This window comes from Spirosoma humi, from assembly GCF_054776575.1.
Genome location: NZ_BAAHBR010000020.1, coordinates 168,008 through 188,508 on the forward strand (window position 1 = coordinate 168,008; position 20,501 = coordinate 188,508).

General features: G+C 50.5%; 16 protein-coding genes. 3 read left to right on the forward strand and 13 right to left on the reverse strand.

Annotated elements, in window-relative coordinates; genetic code table 11:
* Positions 1–27: 27 nt before the first annotated feature.
* The 10 genes from ACYU8Y_RS27145 to ACYU8Y_RS27190 all read right to left on the reverse strand — a co-directional run bounded on the left by ACYU8Y_RS27145 (position 28) and on the right by ACYU8Y_RS27190 (position 11,134).
* The gene (locus tag ACYU8Y_RS27145; RefSeq protein WP_460941359.1) at positions 28–537 is read right to left on the reverse strand and encodes a GtrA family protein; all 510 of its coding nucleotides are present in this window, start codon (positions 535–537) and stop codon (positions 28–30) included.
* Positions 538–646: 109 nt separating this feature from the next.
* Positions 647–2,053, reverse strand: coding sequence for an NADH-quinone oxidoreductase subunit N (locus tag ACYU8Y_RS27150; protein WP_460941360.1), 1,407 nt, complete (start codon positions 2,051–2,053; stop codon positions 647–649).
* A gap of 94 nt (positions 2,054–2,147) precedes the next feature.
* Complete coding sequence (locus tag ACYU8Y_RS27155; RefSeq protein WP_460941361.1) at positions 2,148–3,626, reverse strand: complex I subunit 4 family protein; 1,479 nt, start codon at positions 3,624–3,626, stop codon at positions 2,148–2,150.
* A 72-nt stretch (positions 3,627–3,698) separates the two neighbouring features.
* Positions 3,699–5,609 (reverse strand): NADH-quinone oxidoreductase subunit L, encoded by a 1,911-nt coding sequence (gene nuoL / locus ACYU8Y_RS27160; protein WP_460941362.1) that lies wholly within the window; start codon positions 5,607–5,609, stop codon positions 3,699–3,701.
* 89 nt (positions 5,610–5,698) lie between these two features.
* Positions 5,699–6,043 (reverse strand): NADH-quinone oxidoreductase subunit NuoK, encoded by a 345-nt coding sequence (nuoK, locus tag ACYU8Y_RS27165; RefSeq protein WP_046577146.1) that lies wholly within the window; start codon positions 6,041–6,043, stop codon positions 5,699–5,701.
* A 153-nt stretch (positions 6,044–6,196) separates the two neighbouring features.
* On the reverse strand, positions 6,197–7,012 hold the full coding sequence (locus ACYU8Y_RS27170) for an exonuclease domain-containing protein (RefSeq protein WP_460941363.1): 816 nt from the start codon (positions 7,010–7,012) through the stop codon (positions 6,197–6,199).
* 90 nt (positions 7,013–7,102) lie between these two features.
* Positions 7,103–8,683 carry an FAD-dependent oxidoreductase gene (locus ACYU8Y_RS27175; RefSeq protein ID WP_460941364.1) on the reverse strand — a complete coding sequence of 527 codons (1,581 nt, stop codon included), beginning with the start codon at positions 8,681–8,683 and terminating at the stop codon, positions 7,103–7,105.
* A gap of 153 nt (positions 8,684–8,836) precedes the next feature.
* Positions 8,837–9,229: an ExbD/TolR family protein gene (locus tag ACYU8Y_RS27180; RefSeq protein WP_460941365.1), complete on the reverse strand. Its 393-nt coding sequence runs from the start codon at positions 9,227–9,229 to the stop codon at positions 8,837–8,839.
* A gap of 75 nt (positions 9,230–9,304) precedes the next feature.
* Entirely contained in the window at positions 9,305–10,015 is a 711-nt protein-coding gene (locus tag ACYU8Y_RS27185; protein ID WP_460941366.1) for a MotA/TolQ/ExbB proton channel family protein, read from the reverse strand.
* A 147-nt stretch (positions 10,016–10,162) separates the two neighbouring features.
* Positions 10,163–11,134, reverse strand: a complete 972-nt coding sequence (locus tag ACYU8Y_RS27190; RefSeq protein ID WP_460941367.1) for a zinc-dependent alcohol dehydrogenase family protein — start codon at positions 11,132–11,134, stop codon at positions 10,163–10,165.
* Positions 11,135–11,295: 161 nt separating this feature from the next.
* On the opposite strand from ACYU8Y_RS27190, the gene ACYU8Y_RS27195 reads away from it, so the two are divergent.
* Genes ACYU8Y_RS27195 through glpK form a run of 3 tightly spaced genes read left to right on the forward strand, consistent with a single transcriptional unit; the run spans position 11,296 to position 14,210 of the window.
* Complete coding sequence (locus ACYU8Y_RS27195) at positions 11,296–12,021, forward strand: MIP/aquaporin family protein (protein ID WP_460941368.1); 726 nt, start codon at positions 11,296–11,298, stop codon at positions 12,019–12,021.
* A gap of 19 nt (positions 12,022–12,040) precedes the next feature.
* Complete coding sequence (locus ACYU8Y_RS27200) at positions 12,041–12,718, forward strand: hypothetical protein (RefSeq protein WP_460941369.1); 678 nt, start codon at positions 12,041–12,043, stop codon at positions 12,716–12,718.
* A complete protein-coding gene (glpK, locus tag ACYU8Y_RS27205) occupies positions 12,693–14,210 on the forward strand; it encodes a glycerol kinase GlpK (protein WP_460941370.1) in 1,518 nt (505 codons plus the stop codon). Before ACYU8Y_RS27200 ends, glpK begins: the two co-directional genes overlap by 26 nt.
* Positions 14,211–14,338: 128 nt before the next feature.
* Here the strand turns inward: glpK and ACYU8Y_RS27210 are convergent, their stop codons facing one another.
* The 3 genes from ACYU8Y_RS27210 to ACYU8Y_RS27220 all read right to left on the reverse strand — a co-directional run bounded on the left by ACYU8Y_RS27210 (position 14,339) and on the right by ACYU8Y_RS27220 (position 20,485).
* Positions 14,339–15,448 (reverse strand): mechanosensitive ion channel family protein, encoded by a 1,110-nt coding sequence (locus ACYU8Y_RS27210; RefSeq protein WP_460941371.1) that lies wholly within the window; start codon positions 15,446–15,448, stop codon positions 14,339–14,341.
* Positions 15,449–15,531: 83 nt separating this feature from the next.
* A complete protein-coding gene (locus ACYU8Y_RS27215) occupies positions 15,532–16,980 on the reverse strand; it encodes a DUF1501 domain-containing protein (protein ID WP_460941372.1) in 1,449 nt (482 codons plus the stop codon).
* Between the two features lie 10 nt (positions 16,981–16,990).
* Positions 16,991–20,485 carry a DUF1553 domain-containing protein gene (locus ACYU8Y_RS27220; protein WP_460941373.1) on the reverse strand — a complete coding sequence of 1,165 codons (3,495 nt, stop codon included), beginning with the start codon at positions 20,483–20,485 and terminating at the stop codon, positions 16,991–16,993.
* Between the last annotated feature and the right edge of the window lie 16 nt (positions 20,486–20,501).

Consider the following 20,501-nt stretch of genomic DNA (forward strand, 5'->3'; position numbering starts at 1 on the left):
TTGACTTAATTAAAGATGGGAATTGTGTCAGTATTGATTTTCTTCTTGCTTGGGGGCACGGAAGCGGATTTTGTCATACACACCTGTACTTCGAAAAGTCAGCAGTTTATGACCGAAGTAATTAGCCAGAAAGCTAAAACCCATACCCACCACGTGGGAGCCCTTCTCCCGCCAAAAGGTACTTGCGTTGGGAAAATACGGATTCGCTATCCATTCGAGCGTGGCCACAGCTACACCCACCTGAACACCCCAGGCCACTAGCGCAATGATGCCAAACTTTATCATTTCGCGTCCCGTGTTGCCCGTTTCCTTAGCCGAAAACGCGAATAGTTTAGTTGGCACGAAGCTAACGACAGTAGCCGTCAAATAACCAAGAAAAACGCTGGTGGAGTAATCGAAGGATTTGCGATAGAAAATCTGGCTGAAGAAATTAACAGATGCGCCAAGCAGAGCCGTCAGGAAAAACGAGAAAAAACTTTTGTAGTTTTTATATTTCGGCTGGTCGATACTGCTCACGTTCACTTTTTTACTGGACAATTGGTCAAATTCGTCTGCCTTCAGGCTTAACAACAGCCCAAAAGTACAAACTCAGCGCCAAAAACAAGTTCTTTTCTAGGCTATGGCCTGCCTAACAGTGACATATAGCCTAGAAAAGTCCCTGTAAAAGACCCGGCGCAACGCCCAATCCTATGGTCAGGATGCTGGCTGCCAACAATACGTACCGGTAAAAAGGAGCGATTCGGATGGGTTCAGTAGCGCCATCCCGGAAATACATCGCAATGATAACCCGAAAGTAGTAGTAGATACCGACCGCCGACATAAGAACGGCAATGACCAGCAGCCAAATTTGTCCCCGCTCAACAGCCGTTGAAAACATGTAAAATTTACCCCAGAAACCAGCCGTTAGTGGAATTCCTGCCAGCGACAGCATCGACACGGTCATGGCAAACCCCAGGAATGGATTCTGTTTGGCAAGCCCATTGAAGGAATCGAAGTTTTCCCGCATCACACCCTCTCCGGAAATCGTTTGCGTACTGCGCTGCTGAGCAATCAGCAACAAAATACCGAATGCTGAAATCGTAGCGACGGAATAAGCAAGTGAGTAAAAAACGATAGCCTGTTTGGTGAGGGCACCAAGAGCCGCTAACCCAATCAGTAAATAACCCGCGTGTGAGATGCTGGAATAAGACATCATCCGCTTGAAGCTATTCTGATAAACCGCGGTCACATTACCGATCACAAGGGTAATCGCTGTAATTACCGCCAGAACAGTCCACCAGAAGCTATATACGCCAATAAATGAAACGGATAACAACCGGAACAAGGCCGCAAAACCCGCTGTCTTCACCACAGTAGACATGAAAGCAGTGAAAATTGTTGGCGCTCCATCATAAACGTCTGGTGTCCAGAAATGGAAAGGAGCCGCCGATACTTTGAAGAGCAAGCCGATGAGCAACATCAGCAAGCCAACGTATAATAACAACGATAGGCCAACCTGCGGATGAGCCGCATAAGCACCAATTCCGGCAATGGTAAATGAACCAGTGGCTCCATACAGAAGGGCCATACCAAACAGCATGATTCCTGTGGTAAAAGAGCCCATCAAAAAATATTTCAGAGCCGCTTCATTCGAACGCAGATTACGCTTGTCGCTGCCCGTCAGCACATACATGGCAACCGATAAAATCTCGACACCAACGAATAGCATCGTCAGATTCTCGAAACTGACCATCATGACAGCGCCAACCAGCGAAAACAGGATAATGGCATAATATTCGGCAGGTTGCGACTCCTCGCCTTCGATCAAACTACCCGACAAAGCGACAACCAGAAAAGCAGATATTAACACAATAGCCGTAAATACCATAGCCAGGTTGTTGGTCCGCAGCATATCGTTGAAATACAGATAGGTCTTGTTCCAGTCGAGGAAGTTGACGGCTAACGTAATGAGCAGAAACAAGAGAGTAGCAGGCAGCAGAATGGCTCTCGACTTCATAAAGCCAAGAAACAGCAGGACTATGCCAAAAACCGATAACAGAACAATTGGAAACATAGGTTTACAGTTTACGCGGTTACCCGCCGGGTTTTCAGTTTCTGGATTACGTACCGGCAATATGCCGCCCGCAGCCTGGTCACTGGAAACAGTCTTATTTCATGGACACTGACGTTGTACCGATGTATTTCATCAGGTTAGCTACGGCAGGTTCGGTTACGTTAAGGAATGTATGTGGGTAAACGCCGATCCAGAAAACCATGACAACCAGCGGGATAAATACCCAGCTTTCTGAAGTGGTCAGATCAGCGAATGATTCTGTACGGGGCGATGTGGGGCCGAACATACTCTTCTGGAACATACGGAGCATGTATACCGCGCCGAAAATGATGGTGAACCCAGCGGCTAAACCCAGATAATGATTGTAGGTAAAAACGCCGTGTAATAGCAGAAACTCACCGATAAATCCATTTGTAAGCGGTAAGGCTACACTCCCTAGCAGCATAATCAGGAAGTATACCGTTAGTTTAGGCGTCGACTGTGTAATGCCACCAAGCTGATCGAGTTGCCGGGTACTGGTCCGGGAAAAAATAATGTCGGCGACAAAAAACAGGCCGACCACATTGATACCGTGGGCCAGCATTTGCACCAGCGCTCCCTGCATACCGGTTTCGGTTTGGGAGAACACCCCGGCCGCCATCAGGCCAACGTGCGAGAACGATGAATAAGCAATCAGGCGTTTCATATCGCGCTGGCGAATGGCAATGATGGCGCCGTAGATAATGCCAATAACAGCTAGAACAATGGCTGTTTTTCCCCAGGCTTCAACACCAAGCGGAACAATGGGGAGGATAAACCGAATTAGCCCATAAACGCCCATTTTGAGCATGATGCCCGCCAGAAGCATAGTAGCAGGCGTTGGCGATTCAACGTACGTATCAGGCTGCCACGTATGGAAAGGAAAGACGGGCATTTTGATAGCAAAAGCAATGAAGAACGCCCAGAAAAGCCAGCTCTGTGCCTGCGGTGTCAGTTGGAGCTTGTAAAAATCAGCAATGGCCGACGAGTGAGCCGATCCATCGATTGCCGGTGTCTGGTAATATAGATACACCAGGGCAATCAGCATGAATAAACTACCAAAAATGGTATAAACGAAAAACTTGAAGGTAACAGGAATCCGGTTTTCTCCTCCCCACATAGCGGCCAGAAAGTAAATCGGAATTAGGGCCGCTTCAAAGAAAAAATAAAACAGAAACCCGTCGCGAGCGGTAAACACGCCCATTAGAGCCGCCTGCATAAATAGCATCAGCGCATAGAACGTGGCGGGTTGTTTATACGTCCGGTTAAAGGTCGATAGAACAATAAACGGAACCAGCAAACCCGTCAGTAACACCAGCAATACGCTGATGCCATCAATACCCGCACTGAGCCGAATACCCAGCGACTCGATCCACGGATAATCGAACCCAAACTGAGACGTGGCATCGGGCTTAAAGATAAAAAAGGCGTAGCCAGCCAGCGCAAGTTCAATCAGCGCAGCAATCAGCGCTACCTGTTTAATTCGCTCGCCCCCGATCAGGAAAATCAGGGTGGCCGCTACGGCAGGGTAAAGTATAAGAAATAGAGTAAGCATCTTGAACAAGTTTTCGGATACGGCTTTTGCTTCCCGGCCACTTAACCGAAAAGCCCAAAGCCGGGAACCGGCTTATAACCGAATAAAGAATCGTAAGGCAAAAATGGCAACAATACTCACGACCATAGCCAGCACATAAAAGCCGATGGAGCCGCTTTGCAACAACCGCAACTGCGCTGAGCTTTTTTGAACGAGCCAGCCAATACCCGTCACGATGCCATCAACAAGCCCTTCGCCAAAACTATATAGCGTGTCGCCCAGCCCACGAATGGGCCGAATGATGATTGCTTCGTATAATTCATCTACGTAATACTTGTTGTATACCACTTGCGTCGGCAACGAACGTTCGGCTGAATCAGGCGCAGGAACGGCCTGACGGCTGATGTACATAACATAAGCAATCACAAGAGCCAGCAACGCAACACCGGCCGAAACGGCCATCAGGATATACTCCGTGCTGTGCTCGATTGTCGATTCGGCAAATGCTTCGGGATTCACCAGTCTTGATCCATCAAAAATGGGCGCCATAAAATGACTAAGCCAGCCGCCACCCGGCAGGTTGAGTCCACCACCGATCGCCGATAATACGGCTAGCACCATCAGCGGCAACGTCATCGAAATGGGCGACTCGTGTAAATGGTGACGTTGTTCCTCTGTGCCACGGAACTCCCCGAAAAAAGTCAGGAATAGTAGGCGGAACATGTAGAAGGATGTCAGGCCAGAACCCAAAACACCCAGCGCCCACAGCAGTTTGTTGTGCTCGAATACATGCGCCAGAATTTCATCTTTCGAGAAGAACCCGGCAAAGGGCGGTAAACCCGAAATAGCAATTGTACCAATCAGGAAGGTGACGAACGTAACAGGCAACGCCTTACGCAGACCTCCCATCTTGCGAATATCCTGCTCATCGGACATGGCGTGGATCACACTACCGGCTCCCAGGAACAGCAGGGCTTTGAAAAAGGCGTGGGTAATAACGTGAAACATGCCCGCGGTGTAGGCTGTTGCACTCAGACCCAGGAACATATAGCCCAGTTGTGAAACCGTCGAATAGGCCAGCACTTTCTTGATATCATTTTGCAGCAGGCCGATGGAAGCCGCCAGCAGCGCCGTGGCAATGGCAATACCACCAATTATTTCGAGCGTTAATGGGGAAAGTGTGTAGAGCACGTTTGACCGGACAACCATGTAGATGCCCGCCGTCACCATGGTAGCCGCGTGGATCAGAGCCGATACCGGTGTCGGACCAGCCATAGCGTCGGGCAACCAGGTGTAGAGCGGAATCTGCGCCGACTTACCCATAGCGCCTACAAACAGGAGCAACGTGATAATCAGCACCGTGGTGTCACCTATTTCTAAACTCGTAGCTTGTTTGAACACATCGATGTACTCAACGGTACCGAAGGTGTTAATAAGCATGAATATACCCAATAGGAAGCCCAAATCGCCAATGCGGTTCATGACGAAGGCTTTGCGGGCGGCATTGTTGTAGCTAACATTCTTATTCCAGAAGCCAATGAGCAGGTACGAACAAAGTCCCACGCCTTCCCAGCCAATGAACATGATGACGTAGTTTGACCCCATCACCAGCAACAGCATGAAGAAAATGAAAAGATTCAGGAAGGCCATGAACTTACCAAATCCTTCGTCGTGGCTCATGTAGCCAATGCTGTACAAATGAATCAGTGAGCCAACGCCCGTTACCACAAGAAGCATCAGCAGGGATAGCTGATCGATCTGAAACGAAAAATTGATGTGTAAATCGCCAACGCTGATCCAGTCGAAAAGCGTCGCAACGATTGGCTGAGAATCGCCCGAAAAAGAACTGAACAGGTAGATTGACAACAGGAAGGAGGCAAGGACAGCCGCCGTAGCGAGCACACCGGCTAAACCTTTTGGTACCCGACGAAAGCCGAGACCGTTAATCAGAAAGCCAAGTAACGGAAAGAGCGGAATTAACGCACTGAGTAATTCTATTTTCATTGGTCGCAAGTCAATAGGCGATAGTCATGTACGAATAGTCAGTTATGTAGGCATACCTACTATCCTATACGAACGACTGCCGACTTATTTTACCATTTCAGTTTATTGAGCAATCCCACGTCGATCGAGCGGGTATTTCGGTAAATCATAACAATAATAGCCAACCCAACCGATACTTCGGCGGCAGCAACGGCCATGATAAAAAAGACGAATACCTGCCCCGAAGAATCGGAGCGATACGACGAAAACGCAATTAATAATAAATTGACGGCATTGAGCATTAACTCAATGGACATGAAGATGATGATGGCATTGCGCCGGGTCAGTACGCCTATAATGCCGATAACGAAAAGCGCGGTACTGAGAATCAGGTAGTACGTAAGCGGTATTTGTTGAATGACTTCCGGAATGAGGACGTCCTGCGTGGGTTGCATGGCTTGCCGGTTAATACAAAGTTCCGCAAAGGTAAAGATTATTCGGAATCGGTGTAATGGTGTTTTCTGTCTGTAGACAGGCTTATCGTAAAACTAAGGCAAAAAACCGTGTCCTTTTGTGAGTTTCTCGTAATCCTGTCCAAAAAAATCAGCTCAGCGCTTGGCACTGCTGAACATTCGTAACCGGATTTCAGTCAGACGACGTTTGGTATCGAGCGGAAAATCACCTTTTAGGATCCAGTCGTAGAACGAAGGTTCCTTCTTCAGCACCTCAAGCACCGGAGCCCCTTTATGTTTGCCGAAATTAAAAACCTCTTCGCCTTTTTCGTTGATAACCATGCGGCCAGCCAGGTCGATATTTTTATTAGCTGTCAGGCTGTGAAGCATATCGATGTCATTTTCAAACACAACATCAGCTCCACTGTCTGATTTGGCGACCATACCCATATACCGTTGCACCTGAGCGTCGAGCACTTCGAGCGTGGCTATTGTATCAGCTTCTGCTCCGTGGGCACCAACTAACTCTTTGTTGCAGTAAAACCGGTAGGCTGCCGACAAATTGCGTGGCTCCATGAGGTGAAAAATGCGCTGAGAGTCCACCATCCGTCGGTTTTTCATGTCGAAATCGACATTGGCGCGCAGAAATTCTTCCACCAGCAATGGTACATCGAACCGGTTGCAGTTGAAACCAGCCAGATCGCAGCCATCCAGAAACTGAGCCAGTGTGCGGGCTACAGCCTTAAACGGGGGCGCATCCTGAACATCGTCATCATAAATTCCATGTATCAGACTCGACTCCAGCGGAATGGGCATGCCCGGATGAACACGCTGGTTTTTAACGATCACCTCCCCTCCAGGCAACGCTTTGATAATGCAAATGTCAATAATGCGATCCTTCGCGATGTTGATCCCAGTTGTTTCAAGATCGAAAAAGGCCAGCGGCTTTCTGAGTACAAGTTGATGCGTCATAACCAAACCGGTTTTCCAGGGTTTGACTACAAAGGTAAACAGGTTTGGCTGTTCAGCAGGTATGCCATCTACGCTAAAAAACCATGTTTTTTACAGCTTCCTCAATTCCTCAACCCAGTTAATGCCCTGTCGGGCTGCTTCGGCAGATGGCAGACGGTTTTCCTGCATCAGCTCCCGGATCGCAATAATGTCCTGATCGCGCTTAAGTCCGGCCGCGGCAAGGATCTGGCCATTTTGGCTGTACAGGGCCAGAAATGACTCGCCAGTCTCCGGGTCTCCATCGAAAATAATGTCATCGAAAGCGGTGGCGTGACCAATGTAATTGATCCGTTTGCCCTGCTGATTGCTCCAGAAAAAAGGAACCATCTGATAGGGTTCGTCCTTCCCGGCCATATTCAGACCGGCCACATGACCTTGCTGAGCCGCCACTTTCCAATGTTCGATTCGTTGCGAACCGTCGGCCGTTGGGTAGTGAACAACATCACCAGCCGCGTACAAGTCGTCGGCTATTTTGAGGAACGCATCCGTTCTGACGCCACCATCTTTTTCAAGCGAAATGCCTTTCAGGAAATCGGTGTTGGGTTTCACGCCCAACCCGAGCAAGACAAAATCAGCGGGAATGCGCTCGCCGGTATCGAGACTAACGGCGGTTACGGCATCCGCTCCTTCCAGTTGAGCCACTTTGCGACCCAGATGAAACTGAATTCCTTCTTTTTCATGCCATCCCTGAATGACCCGACCGATCTTTCCGCCTAAAATCTTCTCAAAAGGCGTGTTTTCTATGCCGATAATACTGACATCGCTGCCAAGTTTACGCAGGCTCATGGCGCCTTCCAGGCCAATAAACGAGCTGCCTATAATAACGACCCGTTTGCCTGCTTGCCCGAGTTCCCGAAGCTTCTGACTATCGTGCAGGCTTCTTAATGTATAAACGCCTTTCAGATCAGTAGCTAACCCAGGCAATGAGTTTGGCTTGCCGCCGGGGCAAACCAGGGCTTTGTCGTAGGTCAGCGTTTCACCCGATGCAAGTTCAATTTGTTTGGTTGCCGGGTCAAGGCTGGTTACGTGCTGATCGGTGCGGATATCGATCCCGTAATCTTTGTAAAACTCCTCCGACCGGAGCGACATCCACTCATCTGGCGCTTTGCCCTGCAGGTAATCTTTTGAGCAGTTAGGCCGATCGTAGGGAACTTCTCCGCTTTGGGTTAGCATCATGATATTGCCCGTAAAGCCCCCTTCACGCATTCCTTCCGCAGCAAAGGCACCGGCGCCCCCACTACCAATAATTACAAACGTTTCTGAATTGGCTTCATCTGGTGCGGACATTGGGTTCTCCAGACTTTCTTTGGCTGTCGTCAGGCGCACAAAAACCTGCCCATTTTCAATACGTACCTCGTGCGTGGGTAATCCGTTCAAAGCCGGAGCTTCGAGCCGGTGACCATCCCTAATGTCGAAACAGGCATTGTGCCACGGACAAACAAGTCGATGCCCATTGAGCAATCCTTTCGCCAAAGGCCCGCCATAATGGGTGCACTTGGGATGCAGCGCATGGAACTGGCCGTCAGCACGGGCCAGCAGCACATGGGTATCACCCACACGAACCTCTTTTAGTTCGCCATCGGCCAGGTCATCGACGCTACAAACGATGGCTTCGGTATAGTCAGCTATCATGAATGGTTAAGTTTGCCCTATAAACTCATAAGCCAACCCATTTGATTTTGCTCTTTCCGTAAAATCACGCAACAAAAAAGTCGGTACACAATCTGCATACCGACGACAAGCATGAAAACCTTAAAAATCTGATGGAGCCGCCCGGCGGTTTACTTATTTTGAGGTGGCCATTACCATTTTGATATTGAGTTTCGCTCCCGTTTGCAGTACATCGACCAAATCCTGTACGGTCAAGGTTTTGTCAAAACGCACAACAACCGTCGGCTCGGCAATGCCAGCCATCATTGTTTTCAGTTCATTCTCCAGGTTAGCCGGATCAACCGGTTTTTTGTCGATATAGTATTTCTTGTCCGCATCAACAGACAGAGTTACCTGCTTTTTGCTTAGTTGCTGCGTCGATGCGGCCTTGGGCAAGAGGAGCTTAATGACGTTTGGGTTAGCCACCGTCGATATAATCAGGAAGAACAACAACAGGAAAAACATGATGTCGTTCAACGAAGAAGTCGCTACTTCGGCAGCAAATTTATTTTTACGTCGGAGTTTCATGCTTTTATAGCAGACAGCAAACTACTGTTTGTTTTCTTGGATGAATAGACAGCAGCTTGCTGTCTGGTACGTGACTTACCGCATCCGGGCGGGTTCGGTCGTTGGTTTCTGAAGGACTTCGATAAACTCGAACGCGTTCACTTCCAGGGCAAGCGTAAACCGCTCGATCATCATATTGAGCAGGTGATAGCCTGTGTAGGCGATAACGCCGACGATAAGACCGGAACCCGATGTGATCATTTTTTCGTACAATCCCCCGGCAATAATACCGACGCTGATGTTATCGGAAAGCGATATATCGTAGAAGATGCGGATGATACCGGAAATGGTCCCGATAAACCCTAACATAGGGGCAATACCGGCAATAACGCCCAGGTAACCCATGTTACGCTCTAAGCGGGATAGTTCGATCTGCCCAACGGTCTCGATCGTACTTTCAATTTCACGAATGGGCGACCCAATCCGACCAATGGCCTTCTCGAACACACGACCCATGGCCGTACGCTGATTCTTGGCAAATGATTCGGCTGATTTGATGTTTCCCTGCGCCACCATATCCCGAATGTTATCGATGAAATTGGCGTCGTACCGGCTTTGTGACCGGATCACGAAAAAACGTTCGAAAATCAGATAGAGGGCCGAGAATAGCAGGAATGCGATGGGAATCATGACCCAGCCACCTTTGGCTACTAAATCAAATAATTGCAGCGTTTGGGGTTGGGCAGCCGTTGTGGCCGACAATGAAGTGGCCGTAGTGTCAATAGCCGGAACCTGAAGCAAGAGCATAGGAACGAGTCGGGTAAGTGTATGAGGGTAAACCTGTAATCGTTATTGAAACAAACGCACCGGGGCGTATAATGTTGTCAAAGATACGCAAGCCACCTGAAATCGTGTGAGAAAATTAGTCAGCGTTATTGGTTCAGACTTTCAGGGTCAGGGCTTCACCAGAATCTTCCCCCATCGGCCTGGCCGATCCGCATGTTCGACGGCTTTGGTAATCGTATCGAGCGAATACGTGGCTTCTACCGGCATTTTAATTTTACCCGATGCCAGTAAGTTAATGACGTTCTGCGCCACATCCATGCGCGTCTGACTATCTACCCGGCGCATCCAGTCCGTCAGCCAGAACCCCTTGACAGTCAACTCCCTGAAGATTAACAGGCCCGCGTTTAAAACGGGGTTCTGCAAGCTCATCAGCCCATAGATCAGCATCTTGCCGCCCCGGGCCAGGCAGTTAATTGACTCAGTGGCTACCTGCCCACCTACCGCGTCAAGCACGCAAGCCACGCCAGCGCCATCGGTAATTTGCCTGACGCGAGCAGCCAGATTTTCAGTCTCGGTATTGATCACTTCGCTCAGGCCAAGTGCTTTTAAGTCGTCGTTCATGTCATCGCGACGAACCGTACCAATTGTTTTGATGCCCCGCATCGCACAAAGCTGCACAACCAATTTACCAAAGGCAGATCCGGCGGCTGTCAGCATAAGCCAGCCACCTTCGGGTACTCCTGAATCCTGCACCATGGCGTAGGCCGTAAATGGATTGACAAACAACTGGGCCGCTACTTCGTCCGAAATACTATCCGGCACGGGAATCAAACTCCGATGGTGTGCAATAGCGTACTCCGCCCAGGTGCCGATACTGGTAAAGCTAACGCGTATGCCCGTTTGCATCCGAACGCCCTCTCCTACTGCTTCTACAATACCCACGCCCTCAAAACCCGCTCCCGACGGCAACTGGGGACTTATTCCGTAGAGATTCTGCACGAACATGGTATCCGAAGGATTGATAGGCGCAGCAATGACCTTAACCCGAACCTCATTAGAACCTGGCTCAGGTATCGGTAGCTCGGTAACCTTCAGAATTTCGGTCGGTTTTCCAGTCTGGTCGAATATGATGCTTTTCATAAAGAAGAATAAACGGACAAAAGAAGCTCTTCAGCGTCCAGCGGACCAGCGAATTTACGTCCCGGTTTGGAAGAGGGTCAAAAATATGACTTAATTCGCACAAACTATTCTTAAACCCTGAATCAAGTCGACAGCTACCGGGTAGCAACGACGAACGGCTTATGCAAACGTCTCCCTTTCTTGGCGAATTAATTGGTACCATGGTATTGCTTCTGCTGGGTAACGGCGTAGTAGCCAACGTCGTGCTGAAACAAACAAAAGGTGAATCCTCGGGCTGGATTGTTATTACGGCAGGCTGGGCATTTGCCGTAACAATGGGCATTTTTGTCGCTAAAGCCTTCGGGAGCGTTGATGCTCATTTGAATCCCGCGGTTACGGTTGCCTTTGCTGTGGCTACCAACGACTTCAGCCATGTAATACCTTATATAACGGCGCAACTGATTGGCGCTTTTCTGGGGGCAACCCTGGTGTGGCTGCATTACCTTCCCCACTGGGCCGCCACGCCAGACCCGGCCGCTAAACTGGCCTGTTTTGCTACGGGACCAGCCATCCGTAAACCAGCGTCAAACGTTGTGAGCGAAGCTATGGCCACGCTTATACTGATTCTTGGCCTGGCCGGAATTTCGTCCAAACATCTGGGGGAACTGGCCATTGGGGTTGGCCCCTATCTGGTGGGTATCCTGGTGTGGAGCATTGGTCTATCCCTAGGCGGCACCACCGGCTACGCCATGAGTCCAGCCCGCGATTTTAGTCCCCGTCTGGCTCACGCCCTGCTGCCCATTGCTGGCAAAAGCTCGTCGGACTGGAGTTATGGCTGGGTTCCCGTGGTCGGGTCGCTGGCCGGAGCCACTCTTGGCGGACTACTGATTCGTTGGTTTACATTGTAACGATCTAATAACACAATAGATGGACTTCTTTTTTGAAGAATTAAAAAACCTTTACAATGAATCAAGCTTTCTTGCTGACTCAGCCAATGGCATTATCACCGATGGCATTATAGATGCAGTAAAGTTTGAAAAACAAAACACCAAAATTCTATTCATTGCGAAAGAGCATAATCGATTGAACGACACCTATGAATCAGGTGACTATGCTAACTGGTGGAAGGGTACAGACAGCGTCAGGTATGGCTTTTCTCATCGAATCAGTGAATGGGCTTATGGCATGTTGCATGATTTCCCACCTTACGAAAGCATTGGCTATGCAGATAAAAATGAATCGTTACAGTCCATAGCGTTTATCAACCTTAAGAAGACTTGGGGCAGTGCATCAGCAGATCCGCTTGTACTATCAACTTACGTCGCTTTAAGTAAAAACCTTTTACAGCAACAGATCCGTGCTATAGCACCAACAATCATTGTATGTTGCTTACGATACGATTATCTACCTAAACAATTATTTGACTTCGCTGAGATGAAACCTACTCCCCACGGTTTCCAATATGGTGTGTGGGATGGTAAGCTTGTCATAAATTTCTACCATCCCTCTGCAAGAAAAAATAAATCAATTCTATATTCTCAGCTTAAAGAAGTTGTAAGCTTCGCACTCTCAGATTCTTATGCCCTCCTACATAGCCGCCATTGATCAGGGAACGACCAGTACCCGCTGCATTGTGTTTGACCGACAAGGTAATATTGTCTCACTGGCTCAAAAAGAGCATAAACAACTGTATCCGCAACCCGGCTGGGTAGAGCACGATCCGGAAGAAATCTGGCGCAATACACTCGAAGTAATCGCGCTGGCCCGCATCAAAGGCAAGCTATCGGTGCAGGATATTGCCGCCGTCGGTATCACCAATCAGCGGGAAACAACCGTGGTCTGGAACCGCCGAACAGGTAAACCCTACTATAATGCCATCGTTTGGCAGGACATGCGGACGGCCGATCTGGTTACGGAATTTTCAGGAAATGGCCACGGACCATCCAGTCGGGGACAAGATCGCTTCCGGGCCAAAACAGGCCTACCACTGGCCACGTATTTTAGCGGGCTGAAGCTCAAATGGCTGCTGGATCATGTGCCGGGTCTGCGGGATGATGCCGAACGGGGTGAAGCGATTTTTGGCAACATGGATACGTTTGTGGTTTGGAACCTGACCGGCGGCCCGGATGGGGGACTGCACCTAACCGACGTTACCAATGCCAGCCGTACGCAACTCATGAACCTCCAAACCCTTAACTGGGACGATAGCCTGCTAAATGATTTCACCATACCGCGCGCAATGCTGCCCCAAATACGCCCCAGCAGCGAAGTGTATGGAACCGTATCATCCGAAGTACTGCCCGGCGTGCCGGTAGCAGGTATTCTGGGCGATCAGCAGGCCGCTCTGGTCGGACAAACGTGTTACGAGCCGGGGCAGGCCAAAAATACCTATGGCACCGGTTGTTTTCTGCTCATGAACACCGGAACAGAAATGCGTACATCCACCTGCGGTCTCCTGACCACAGTAGCCTATCAATTTCAGAACCAGCCCGTTCATTACGCACTGGAAGGTAGCGTGGCCATCACCGGAGCGCTGGTGCAGTGGTTACGCGATAATTTAGGCATTATCAAAAAGAGTACGGATATTGAAACGATGGCCCGTTCTGTTGACGATAATGGGGGCGCTTACTTTGTACCGGCCTTTTCAGGCCTCTACGCTCCCCACTGGAAAGCCGACGCACGGGGCGTCATTGCGGGGCTGACGCGCTTCGTTACCAAAGGTCATCTGGCACGGGCCGTTCTGGAAGCAACCGCTTATCAAACGGTTGATGTAGTCCGGGCCATGGAGCAGGATGCGGGGGTATCGCTCACATCATTACGCGTCGATGGTGGTATGGTCGTCAATTCATTGCTGATGCAATTTCAGGCTGATGTTTTGAATGGTCCTGTGGTTTGCCCACGCATGACCGAAACAACTGCGCTTGGAGCCGCCTATGCTGCCGGCCTCGCCGTAGGATACTGGCAGAATTTGGACGACCTGCGCCAAAACTGGGGCGTTGCCAAAACGTATGAGTCTACAATGCACGATGTTGAGCGCAAGAAACTGATGCGTGGCTGGCAAAAAGCCATCGAACGGTCTTTCGGCTGGGAGGATTGATCCTCAAATCTGGTTGACCGGTTACTATGTTTTTTGTCAGCCCAATGAACGACCGGGCTGACAAAAAACATAACAAACAGCTAAGTAAACTTTATAAGTGGTTCAGCATAGTATTCCGACCCAGATACTTAACTCTCTTTTGGCTTCAATTCTTCGGCCAGCATCAGGCGCGTCTGCGGCAGGCTATGTGGGTATTCATCACGGATGAACGCAATCAGTTTCTCGCGCATGTGGCAACGCAAATCGAAAGCCGATGGCGAGTCAGGCGCTGACACCAGAACCCGCAGGACGATACAGGTAGGTTGTGTATCCGTTACCTGCACCGCAAACGTATCGCCGGTCCAGAGGGGATCGCTTTCAGCCACTTCCCGCGCCTTCTCTCTGATTTTTTCAACGGGAACTGTATAATCCAGATACAGGAAAATTGCCCCAATGATAGTCGCGTCCGAACGGGTCCAGTTTTCAAACGGCGTTTCAACGAAATACGTAATGGGCAATATGAGCCGACGGCGATCCCAGATGCGAACGATCACACTGGTGAGGTTGATTTCTTCGATTCGTCCCCATTCTTTTTCAACGACGACGGCATCGCCCAACCGAATCTGCTGATTGAAGGCAATTTGGATACCTGCCATTAGGTTGGCTAGCGTTTTCTGGGCGGCAAAACCAATCAATACGGATACGACACCGGCCGATGTCAATACACTGAGCCCTACTTTTCGACTTCCCTGGAAAGAAATCAATAACAGCGATGCACTAACGATGACAATGCCAGCCACGAGTACCCGGCGAAAAAAGCGAACCTGCGTAACGAATTTACGATGCGACAGATTAACATCCTGCACCGTGTCGTACTGGCGGATAAGCAGCAACTCACCTACTTTCAGCGCCTGAACGACCAGCCACGTGCTCGAAATAAGGAAAAGTACTTCCGCGGTTTTGTCGGCTACGGGATGCCGCCGGGTAAACCGTGCCGACTGGACATTCGTTGCCAGCAGAAAAAACAGGGACGGTACGAACACCCAGAACGCCCACCGTATGTATGTTTTGAGATACTCCAGTGTTTGAAACGGCCGACGCCGAACAACGAAGCGAATGATCTGGGTAACAACCAGATCAACAAGCAGGCCCATCAGTATAGCCACAGTGAGCAGCACCCAGCCCGACAAATCGCGGTTGGGTACATAGCCGCACCAGCGAACTATGGCTCGTATCCAGGTATCAAATTGTTGTAGCATATAGATTGTAGACAAAAGTAAGGCCTATAAGGTTGAAAAACCTCATAGGCCAGTCATGTCTACTCCGCGACGCTACTCCGCTTTTAGGCTAACAGCGGCTTGACAACTTTGCCATGTACATCCGTTAGCCTGTATCGACGACCCTGACTCTTAAAGGTCAGCTTCTCGTGATCGACGCCAAGCAAGTGTAAAATCGTTGCCTGAAAATCGTGAACATGAACCGGATCACGAACGACATTGTAGCCAAAGTCATCGGTTTCGCCGTATACCATACCTTTTTTGACCCCGGCACCAGCCATCCAGACCGAGAAGGCACGAGGATGGTGATCGCGTCCGTAATTATCGCGGGTAAGTTTTCCCTGTGAGTAGGCCCCCCGGCCAAACTCGCCACCCCAGATCACGAGCGTGTCATCGAGCAAACCGCGCTGTTTGAGATCCATAATCAGAGCCGCCGATGGTTGATCAACGCTCTTGGCCTGCGTTTTGATATCATTGGGCAAATTACCGTGCTGGTCCCACCCCTGGTGATACAACTGAACGAACTTCACATCTTTTTCGACCAGCTTGCGAGCCAGCAGGCAGTTAGCGGCAAATGTACCGGGCTTGCGGCTATCGGGCCCGTACATATCAAAAATGTAGTCTGGCTCTTTCGAAATATCGAGCGTTTCGGGCACCGAAGTCTGCATCCGATAGGCCATTTCGTACTGAGCCATCCGGTTATTGATTTCCGGGTCCAGTACATGTTTATATTGCTCCTGATGTAATTTGGTCAGGTAATCGAGCATCCGCCGACGGCTGGTTTTATCGACGCCGGGCGGATTGTTGAGGTAGTAAACGGGGTCTGGTCCCGACCGGAACACCACGCCCTGATGAACCGATGGCAAAAATCCATTGCTCCAGAGTTTGGCGTATAACGGCTGATCGCCATCGCGCCCTTTGGAAAGGAGTACGACAAAGGCCGGTAAGTTCTGATTATCAGAGCCTAAACCGTAGCTTATCCAGGAACCAAAGCTGGGTCTGCCCGCCTGCTGGCTTCCCGTTTGAAAGAAGGTGACGGCAGGGTCATGATTAATGGCTTCGGTATGCAGAGACCGAACGAAGGTAAGGTCACCGGCGATGCGGGCTGTATGGGGTAGCAATTCGCTGAGCCACATCTGGCCCGGCCCGTACTGCGCAAATTTATACTTCGATGCGGCTAGTGGGAAACGACTCTGGCCTGCACTCATGCCCGTCAGGCGTTGACCATTGCGTACGGAGGCCGGTAAATCCTGGCCCCACATGGTTTCTAATTTTGGCTTGTAATCGAACAGTTCCAGTTGCGAAGGGGCACCACTCTGAAACAGATAGATGACCCGCTTCACTTTAGGAGGAAAGTGCGGCTTCCCCACAGCGGGATTGTCGGCCGCTGCGCCCCCGAACAACTTCGTTGGATTGAGCAGCGAGGCTAGCGCAATGGCTCCCAGCCCCGCGCTGGACTGGCCCAAAAATGTCCGGCGGCTGAGTTGATCATGTATTTCATCCTGAATATCCATTGCCCTCTGCCTATCGTTTAATGATCGCTTCGTCGAAATTCATTATCGTACTGGCTACCACCGTCCACGCGGCCAGCTCTGCCCGGTTTGCCTTTTTATCGACCGGGTATTCGCCCACCGACAGTAGTTCGTTTGCCCGTTTGGGATTTTGCTTAAAATCAGCCAGTTCCTCATTATAAAGCTGATTCACCAGCGCTCGTTCTGCAGGCCTTGCCGGACGGCTGACAACGGCTTTGAAAACAGCGTCGATACGTTCCGATGGGTTCGCGACGGGCTGTATATGCTGCGCCAGCACTCTGGCGGCTTCAACGAACTGCGGGTCATTCAGCGTAACCAGTGCCTGGAGGGGCGTACTGGTTTTTTGCCGTTTCACCACGCAGGTATGCCGTTCGGCCGCATCGAAGTTCAGCATCATGGGCGCCGGTGAGGAACGTTTCCAGATCGTATACATCGACCGGCGGTAGAGGCTATCGCCCTTGCTTTGGGTGTATTTTACGGCATTTCGGGTAGCCAACGCTTCCCAGATTCCCGCGGGTTGGTAGGGTCGCACACTTGGCCCGCCCACACGCTGTGTCAGTAAACCACTGGCCGCAAGTGCATTGTCACGTACCTGCTCCGCCGACATCCGATAGCTTGGTCCACGGGTCAAAAATGTATTGTCTGGATCGACCTCCCGCACAGTCTCGGGCACACTCGATGCCTGTCGGTACGTGGCTGACATCACAATCAACTTGTGCATGGCCTTTGTATTCCATTGCCCCCCCGATTTTGGACGGCCCGTATCCCGAAATTTTACGGCCAGATAATCCAGTAGTTCCGGATGGCTGGGCAGAGCACCCTGATTACCAAAGTCATCGCTATTTTTAGCAAGTCCCTGCCCGAAGTACTGCTGCCACATCCGGTTCACCATCACCCGGCTGAATAACGGGTTTTCAGGTGCCAGCAACCAGTTAGCCAAGCCCAGCCGATTTTTGGGCATATTGTCAGACAAAGGATTGAGGCTGTGCAAAACAGCTGGCGTAACGACTTCGCCGGGGGCATCGTAAGCACCCCGTTTCAGCAGATGCGTTTGGCGTGGCACCGACCGCTCTTGCATGATCATCACCTGGTCGGAGTTGGTGTAGAGCTTAACTTGCTCACCGCGCAACTTCATGGCTTTGGCGTGGGCCACCCGATAAGGTGGATCCTGCGTTCTAAGGTAGTAAGTGTATAATCCTGCCTGCTGGGCGGGTGTTCGGTTGGCGGCCGGTGTGTGTAGGGCAGCCGTTAGTGCATCTGGCTGACCAGCCAGGTTGGGCATTTCCAACGGCGTCAGGCAGCGATTATAAATCCGGAGTTCATCGACTGCGAAGTCTTTGTAGAAGTTATCGTGCATCCGGCCTACGTAGAAGTTGTGCTGTGCCCAGTGCGTTCGATCTTTACCAAATACCATACTGTGCAGCAAATTGTCGGTAATGACCCTTGTCCTAACGGGCCGACCATTCAGGTAGAGGTTAACACCCCTGGCCTGGCCGGTTCCATCATAGGCAAACGCAACCTGAAACCATTGATGCACCGGCACTTTATCGACCGACTCAATGTCAATGGCATTGGCGGGCCAAACATGATTGAGTGTTAATTTCAAACGTCCATCACCCAGCAAATCGAGTTGGTAGCCGCGCTGACCATCCATAGGACCCGTCGTTCGCCCCAATAGCGTCAGGGCCATAGCCGGTTTGGCCAGATTGAACCAACTACTGATCGTGAACGGCTCATTCTGCTCGAACGCCCCGAAATTACCCGGCAACTCGATGAAGCTATCGCCAGCCAGGTAACGCGCTTTACCAAAGCGACCGGGCACTGAATACGGTACTTTATCGGGATCGCCACCCAGGCGGGCAGGCAGGGTGTCATTTACGGTATTGGCAAAGGCATTGCGCGGATCTTTCCAGAGTTCTTCTTTCGTTTTGGGCTTGGCCGGTTCTTTTTTTGCCAACTTTTTATCGTCGGACTTACCAGGTTTGGCAACACCTTCTTTTTTTCGTTTTACCTCTTCCGCTATCTTCTTCTTTTCCTCTTCCCGTTTCTGTTCCTCATTTTTAGCTTTTACAAAAGCGCCGATGTCAGCCCGGTCGTCTTCATCGAATGTGTAGTGCGCCAGCAGTCCGGAGTCGATTGATGATACCGCTTTTGTTTTGACCAGCCACTGCCCAAAACGCTGTTGATAATCGGACCGGTTAGGATTAAGTTGCTGTTGAATAGGAGTCAACTGTTCGCGAATAAAGCGCAATTTCGCTTCCGTTTCGGGTTTTGTCAGCGTGATGGTTGGAGCCGCTTCGCCATTGTAAGGAATCTGACCACGGTCGTTATTACTGTTGAAAAACGCATACAGAGAGTAATAATCTTTCTGACTAATAGGGTCGTACTTGTGGTCGTGACAGCGGGCGCACTCTACGGTGAGGCCCAGCATCGCTTTCCCAAATGTGTTCGTGCGGTCGGCTACGTATTCGGTGCGGTATTCTTCATCCACAATACCGCCCTCCTGGCTTTGCTGGTGATTACGGTTAAAAGCCGTGGCAATCAATTTATCTTGTCGGTCTTTTGATACCGATAGATTAGGCAGTAAATCACCGGCCAACTGCCAGGTAATGAACCGGTCGAAGGATAGGTTCTTGTTGTAGGCGCGAATAACCCAGTCACGGTAAGGCCACATGGTGCGCAGGCCATCATCCTGATAACCGTCCGTATCGGCATAGCGAGCCACATCGAGCCATTCAACCGCCTGCCGCTCGCCATAATGGGGGCTACTGAGTAACCGGTTCACCACTTTCTCGTATGCATTTGGCGATTTGTCGGCCAGAAACGCATCTACTTCAGCGGGCGTTGGCGGCAGGCCCGTTAGATCAAGGCTTACCCGGCGCAGTAGGGTGGTTTTATCCGCTTCGGGGGCATGGCCTAATTTTTTGGCTTCCTGTTGGGCCAGAATGAACCGGTCAATGTCATTGATGACCCATTTCTGATCGGCTACCTTCGGAATTTCGGGCATGGTCGGTGCGATAAGCGACCAGTGCTCCTTGTACTCGGCTCCCTGTTCCACCCAGCGGATAAGCATCGCTTTCTCTTCCGCCGTGAGCGTCAGATTTGATTTAGGCGTTGGCATCATCACATCCGGGTCGTTGCTGATGATGCGGCTAACCAGTTCACTCTTGGCTATATCGCCCGGAACAATCGCTTTGTGGCCACTTTTCGCCAGCGCTTCATAAGCCCCCTCGGGGGTGTCTAATCGCAGCCCCGCCTGCTGTTTGGCCTGATCGGGTCCGTGGCAGGCAAAGCAGCGGTCGGACAGAATAGGTTTGACGTGGAGGTTATAATCAACTTTTTTGGGCAGACTTGCTTCAACCGCGACAATATCAGCCGGTTTTTCGACGGAACGATGGCAGGCGGTTAACCAGGTAGACGCGCCGAACAGGCCAGCCGCAGCGCTGAGAAGAACGGATCGAAATGGTCTACCTAACCAGTGACGCATAGCAACGAACTGATTG